Origin of the sequence: Halorubrum tibetense (genome assembly GCF_042661865.1) — an archaeon.
In the GTDB taxonomy this organism is placed as follows: Archaea; Halobacteriota; Halobacteria; order Halobacteriales; family Haloferacaceae; genus Halorubrum; species Halorubrum tibetense.
In genome coordinates, this window is sequence record NZ_JBHSWW010000164.1 from 1 (window position 1) to 5,533 (window position 5,533).

5 protein-coding genes and 1 pseudogene are annotated in these 5,533 nt (G+C 67.5%); 3 read left to right on the forward strand and 3 right to left on the reverse strand.

Annotation, left to right across the window (positions count from 1 at the left end; genetic code table 11):
- Nucleotides 1–105: 105 nt before the first annotated feature.
- Nucleotides 106–1,356 (reverse strand): threonine ammonia-lyase, encoded by a 1,251-nt coding sequence (ilvA, locus tag ACFQEU_RS10700; RefSeq protein ID WP_379781955.1) that lies wholly within the window; start codon nucleotides 1,354–1,356, stop codon nucleotides 106–108.
- A 306-nt stretch (nucleotides 1,357–1,662) separates the two neighbouring features.
- Here ilvA and ACFQEU_RS10705 point away from each other — a divergent pair, with 306 nt between their 5' ends.
- Nucleotides 1,663–3,294, forward strand: coding sequence for a BCCT family transporter (locus tag ACFQEU_RS10705; protein ID WP_379781957.1), 1,632 nt, complete (start codon nucleotides 1,663–1,665; stop codon nucleotides 3,292–3,294).
- A gap of 134 nt (nucleotides 3,295–3,428) precedes the next feature.
- Here ACFQEU_RS10705 and ACFQEU_RS10710 read toward each other — a convergent pair whose 3' ends face one another.
- Together ACFQEU_RS10710 and ACFQEU_RS10715 are read right to left on the reverse strand one after the other, a co-directional pair.
- Entirely contained in the window at nucleotides 3,429–3,764 is a 336-nt protein-coding gene (locus ACFQEU_RS10710; RefSeq protein WP_379781959.1) for a hypothetical protein, read from the reverse strand.
- Between the two features lie 91 nt (nucleotides 3,765–3,855).
- Nucleotides 3,856–4,368, reverse strand: a complete 513-nt coding sequence (locus ACFQEU_RS10715; protein ID WP_379781961.1) for a DUF7523 family protein — start codon at nucleotides 4,366–4,368, stop codon at nucleotides 3,856–3,858.
- 100 nt (nucleotides 4,369–4,468) lie between these two features.
- On the opposite strand from ACFQEU_RS10715, the gene ACFQEU_RS10720 reads away from it, so the two are divergent.
- Both ACFQEU_RS10720 and ACFQEU_RS10725 read left to right on the forward strand, forming a co-directional pair.
- The gene (locus ACFQEU_RS10720) at nucleotides 4,469–5,338 is read left to right on the forward strand and encodes a CbiX/SirB N-terminal domain-containing protein (protein WP_379781963.1); all 870 of its coding nucleotides are present in this window, start codon (nucleotides 4,469–4,471) and stop codon (nucleotides 5,336–5,338) included.
- Between the two features lie 2 nt (nucleotides 5,339–5,340).
- Nucleotides 5,341–5,533: pseudogene (locus ACFQEU_RS10725) on the forward strand (DR2241 family protein); the annotation flags it as partial.

The window sequence follows — 5,533 nt, forward strand, 5'->3', positions numbered from 1 at the left end:
TCGCCGGCGCTTCGCGCCGGCTTCCAGAGGGGCATTCGGTCCCTCGCTGTTCGCGCCGCCGCAGTTGCGTATACCTGACCAGGTATAACTGAACGGCGCACTCCCTCACTCCACCTGCGTCGTACACTCGACCGAGTAGCCGGCGTCCCGCACCGCCTCGACGACACGCCGCATGTGTGCCGGGCCGTTCGTCTCCACCTCGAACACGAGGTCCGCGTCGCCGACGGGGAGATCCGGGCGGCTGCGCTCGTGGCGTACGGTGCGGATGTTGGCGCGTTCGGCCCCGATCAGCGTCGTTATCTCGCCCATCGTACCGGGCGTGTCGTCGATCCGAACCGTCAGTTCGATCAGCTGCTGGCGGTCGACGAGCGCGTGGGTGAGCACCTCCTGAAGCGTCGTCACGTCGATGTTGCCACCGCACAGAAGAGGGACGACCGTCTCGCCGGCCAGATCGAGGTCGTCGACGATGTCGTCGTTCAGCAGGGCGGCCGCGGCGGTCGCCCCCGCACCCTCGACCATCTGTTTCGCGCGCTCCAAGAGGAGGAGGATCGCGCTCGCGACGTCGTCGTCGCTGACGACGACCACGTCGTCGAGGTGGGCGTCAAGCAGCTCGAAGGTGAGCTCGCTCAACCCGCCGGTGGCGATCCCGTCGGCGATCGTGTCGGGCTCCTCGCGAGTCACGAGCTCGCCGGCGGCGATGCTCTCGGCGAGCGTCGAGGCACCCTCGGTCTGGACGCCGACCACGCGAACAGCGGGCGCGTGCGCCTTGATCGCGGTCGCGACGCCGCCCGCGAGTCCGCCGCCGCCGACCGGGACGAGGACGGTGTCGACCGCTGGTGCCTGGTCGAGAACCTCCAGCCCGATCGTGCCCTGACCGGCGACCACGTCGGGGTCGTCGAACGCGTGGACGAACCGGGTGTCGGCGTCTGAATCGTCCACGAGGTCCCGGGCGTGTGCCATCGCCTCGGCGAAGACCGCGCCGTGGAGAACGGTCTCGGCCCCGTACGAGCGAGTCGCCTCGATCTTCGCGGCGGGCGCGGACTCCGGCATGACGATCGTCGCGTCGAGCCCGATAGCGGTCGCCGCGAGCGCGACTCCCTGTGCGTGGTTGCCGGCGCTGGCCGCGACCACGCGATCGACGGAGGAGTCGGCCTCGACGAGCCGGGAGACCGCGTTGTACGCCCCCCGTGGCTTGAACGAACCGGTCCGCTGGAGGTGTTCCATCTTGAGGTGTACCTCCGCACCACACCGGTCGGAGAGCGAACGGCTCCGCTGGACGGGGGTCGACTGGACGATGTCGGCGTCGGCGAACCGCGCGGCCGCGGCCTCGACGTCGTCGATCGTGACTCGGGGCATGTCCTCGGGATCCGCTCGCCCCGCGAAAAAGGACCCGGTTCCGAAACCGGGTTCCTGATTCACGCCGGCGCGTCGTAGCCGAGCGTGGCGATCGAGAGCCCGTGACCACGGGGCGGTCAGTAACCCACGACTGAGCTCGTAGGCTTCCTGCTTGTATGTTCGTGAACGGCGGTGGTGAAGCGCGGCCGAGACACCAGTGGGTTTATACGTCCAAAAGTGAATTTCTATCGGCTCCGGATCGGCTTCTGAACGGCTCGAAACAGGATTTAAGCCTATCGAGTCCCATCTGATCAGTACACGTCTTTTATGAGTCAAAGGTCCATCGCAGAGTCGATACACTCGTTTCGTGAAGAGGTCGATCCGGTCCCATTCGTCGTCGGCGCGCTCGTCACGTTCGGCTTCCTTGGTTACACGGTCGTCGACACCGAAGGGGCGGCCGCGGCTATCGATGCCGCCTTCGTCACCTTCGGCGAGGGGCTCGCGTGGCTCTATCTCGGGTCGGTGTTCGTGTTGGTGATCGCCGCCGCCTACCTTCTCGTCGGTCGCTACGGGAGCGTTCGGCTCGGCGAGGGCGACCCGGAGTACGGCACGCTCTCGTACGTCGCCATGTTCTTCTCGGCGGGGCTGTCGGCCGGAATCGTGTTCTTCGGGCCGGTCGAGGCGCTGTTACACTATCAGACGGTGCCGCCGCTTTTCACCGGCGAGGTCGCCGCCGAGTCGAGCGCCGCCGCGGTCCCGGCAGTCGCGTACACCGTGTTTCACTACGGGATCAGCGCGTGGGCGGGGTACCTAGCGATTGGGCTCCCGGTCGCGTACTTCGCGTACCGGCACGACGCTCCCTTCCGCGTGTCGACGGCGCTGTACCCGGTGTTGGGACCCGACCGTCTCGACGGCGTGATCGGGCGAACGGTAGACACCCTCGCCGTCGTCGCCACGCTCGGAGGGATCGCCACGGGGCTCGGCTTCATCGCGTCACAACTCCTCACCGGCGTCACGTACCGGACTGGCTTGGAGTTCACCGACGCCGAGACGGTCGTCGTCATCGTCGGTATCACGGTGCTTTTCACACTGTCACTCGTCGCCGGCGTGCGACGCGGTATTCGCCGTATATCAGTCTTCAACGTCGGTATCATGGGAGTACTGCTCACGGTAGCACTCGTCGCCGGACCGACGACGGCGGTGTTGAACACCGCCGTCGCGGCGATCGGAACGTACGTCACCTCCTTCTTCGAGATGAGCCTCTTCACCGGCAGCGGCGTCGACGGCGGAGCCGGGTGGAGCGCCGCCTGGACCGTCTTCTACTGGTCGTGGTGGATCGCGTGGGCCCCGTTCGTCGGGCTGTTTCTCGCACGTATATCGAAGGGACGGACGATCCGATCGGTCGTCGGAACGGCGTTCGGGACGATGACCGTCGTCTCGGCGCTGTGGTTCACCGTTATCGGCGGCACGTCGATCCGGCTGCAGGACAGCGGTGCGGTCGATATTCTCGGAGCCGTCGCGACGTTCGATGACGGCGTCTCCGGCTACGTGCTGTTCGGCTCGTTCCCCGGCGGAGAGCTGTGGCAGCTGCTGTTTCTGGTGCTCGTGACGACGTTCTTCCTCACGTCCGCTGACTCCTCGACGCTCGCGGTCGGCATGCTCACCACCGGGGGGAAGCGTGAGCCATCGAGCGTAAACCGGGTGTTCTGGGGCGTGTTACAGGGTGCAATCGCGTCGGTTCTCGTCGTCGTCGGGGGAGCGACCGCGCTACGGTCGTCGGTGATCGTTACCGGCGCACCGTTCGCCGTCGTCTGTCTCGTCGCGATGGGCGGGTTCATCCGCTGGCTGTTCCACGAGTCGACGCCCGAGTCTGACGCCGAGCCGGTGCCGACACCGACAGCCGATGGGGAGCCGACCCCCGAGGGATCGGGTGGAGCCGTCACGGCCGAGGACGACTGAGCGCTCGTAATTCGGCCCCTCAGTCCCGTCTCCAACCCGTTACGATGTTGCCACCGGCGTCGGCGACGATCCGACGACGCGACTATTCGACGACGCGAACCACGGCCGCGTCGTCACGCCGCGTACGCGCGGTGTCACGGCAGCCGAAGAGACCCCTCGTAGCGGTGTGTCCCGTCCACGGTCTCGACGTACGTGTACGCATCCGGAGGCTCGATCCCCCACTCGCGGAGCCGCTCGTCGACACCGTCGACGTACGTCGTCAGAAACGACCCGCGTTCACGAAGCGTCCTCGGAGTGCGCGTGTGCTCCGTCTCGAACCGGCAGCGCGCCGTTCGACCGTCGTCACTCGGATCGATTCGCAGTCGTAGATCCGAACGGAGACGCTCACGAACCGGTGGGGAGCCACCGTGGAGATGCCCCTCACCGAACGCGTCGATCGCCTCGAGCGCTGTGTCCGGAACGTGGTTCACTGTCGAAGTCGTACGTGCCGCACACGCATACGGTCGGCCGTCGCCGTTTCCTCATGCATCAAGTCGACTGGACGCCGTCGTTCCGAGCAATTCATCCTGTCTCCGGTGTCGCCGCCAGTGCGTCCTCGACCACGCGAATCGCGGTCGCGCCCGCTCGTCTCTTCACGACGACGAGGAGCGCGTTCCCTGCAATCCCCGCGGCAGCGGGGAAGATATCAGCGGTCCGAAGCCGGTCGATCGTCGCCGCGAGCGCCGTGGCATCCACGTTGCCGGTCGCGATGACCGCGGTGTCACCCCCATCGGGGACGACGGCCACGCCGGGAAGCCGGAGCAGTGCGTCCTCACCGTTCCCCGCTGGTTCCTCGATCACGCTGACGCCGCTCTGCATCGACACGGTCGCCGAGCGCTCGGCGGTCGCGTACGTCGGAAGCTCCTCCCGGAACCGACGGAGTGCCGTCGCGACCGCGTCGCTGTCGCCGTCGAGGTCGGCGTCGTTGGCGAGCCACGTAGCGGCGGCGCTGTAGTTCACGACTCCCGCACGGAGCGCGTCGAAGAGGAACGGGCGCGCCCTGACTGCTTCTCGCGTCTCAGCTGCCAGCGACATAGCCGAGTCTGTGACACGAGCGATGATGGTGATTTCGGTCGGCTTGCCACGCGGCCGGACGCTCCGAAGTCCCTAAGAGCGGCGCGACCCCAGATCGGGTATGCAGTCGCTCGTCATCGTCGCACACGGCTCACACCTCAATCCCGAGTCGAGTACGCCGACGTACGACCACGCCGACACGATCCGCGCGACCGGCGCGTTCGACGAGGTACGGACCGGCTTCTGGAAGGAGGAGCCGCATTTCCGGGAAGTGCTCCGGACGGTCGAGGGCGACGAGATATACGTCGTCCCGCTGTTCGTCTCGGAGGGGTACTTCACGGAACAGGTGATCCCCCGCGAGCTCCGGTTGGAGGGCTGGGACGTCTCCGAGTGGGACTCCGACGGCCTCTCCGCCGATCAGGCCACGCTCGTCGCCGAGGACATCGACCGGGAGGTCCACTACTGCGGCCCCGTCGGCACGCACTCGGCGATGACCGACGTGATCGTCCGCCGCGCGGAGTCGGTCACCGGCGACCCCGACGTCGGCGAGGGGTTCGGGCTGGCGGTCGTCGGCCACGGCACCGAGCGAAACGAGAACAGCGCGAAGGCGGTCGAGTACCACGCCGACCGGATCCGCGAGCGGGACCGCTTCGACGAGGTGAAGCCGCTGTACATGGACGAGGACCCCGAGGTCGACGACCTCCCCGAGTTCTTCGAGAGCGACGACGTCGTTTTAGTCCCCCTCTTTATCGCCGACGGCTACCACACGCAGGAGGACATCCCGGAGGACGTCGGGCTCTGTGCCGACCACACCGAGGGATACGACGTGCCCACGACGGTCGACGACACTCGGATCTGGTACGCGGGCGCGGTCGGCACCGAGCCGCTGATGGCCGACGTGATCCTGGAGCGTGCCGCCGACGCCGGGGCCGACCTCGGGACCGCACTGGAAGCCGTGCGTGAAACGACCCGCGTCGCCACGGGGGACTGACCGTGAGCGACGCGACCCCCGAGTCGACACGAAGCGATGGGGCGACCGTCCCGGAGATCGATCTCCCGAGCGACGCGGTCGACGACGTGCTCGCGGCGGTTGCGGCGCTCGATCCGGGCGAGCCTCTCCGGTTCGAGGGGTTCAGCGTGGGTCACGACGGCGAGGGCGAGTACGTCCTCGCGGCCGGCGAGCGGC

Coding starts and splice junctions, on each gene's coding strand:
- ilvA (WP_379781955.1), bottom strand. CDS start 1,356: ATGCCCCGAGTCACGATCGACGACGTCGAGGCCGCGGCCGCGCGGTTC.
- ACFQEU_RS10705 (WP_379781957.1), top strand. CDS start 1,663: ATGAGTCAAAGGTCCATCGCAGAGTCGATACACTCGTTTCGTGAAGAG.
- ACFQEU_RS10715 (WP_379781961.1), bottom strand. CDS start 4,368: ATGTCGCTGGCAGCTGAGACGCGAGAAGCAGTCAGGGCGCGCCCGTTC.
- ACFQEU_RS10720 (WP_379781963.1), top strand. CDS start 4,469: ATGCAGTCGCTCGTCATCGTCGCACACGGCTCACACCTCAATCCCGAG.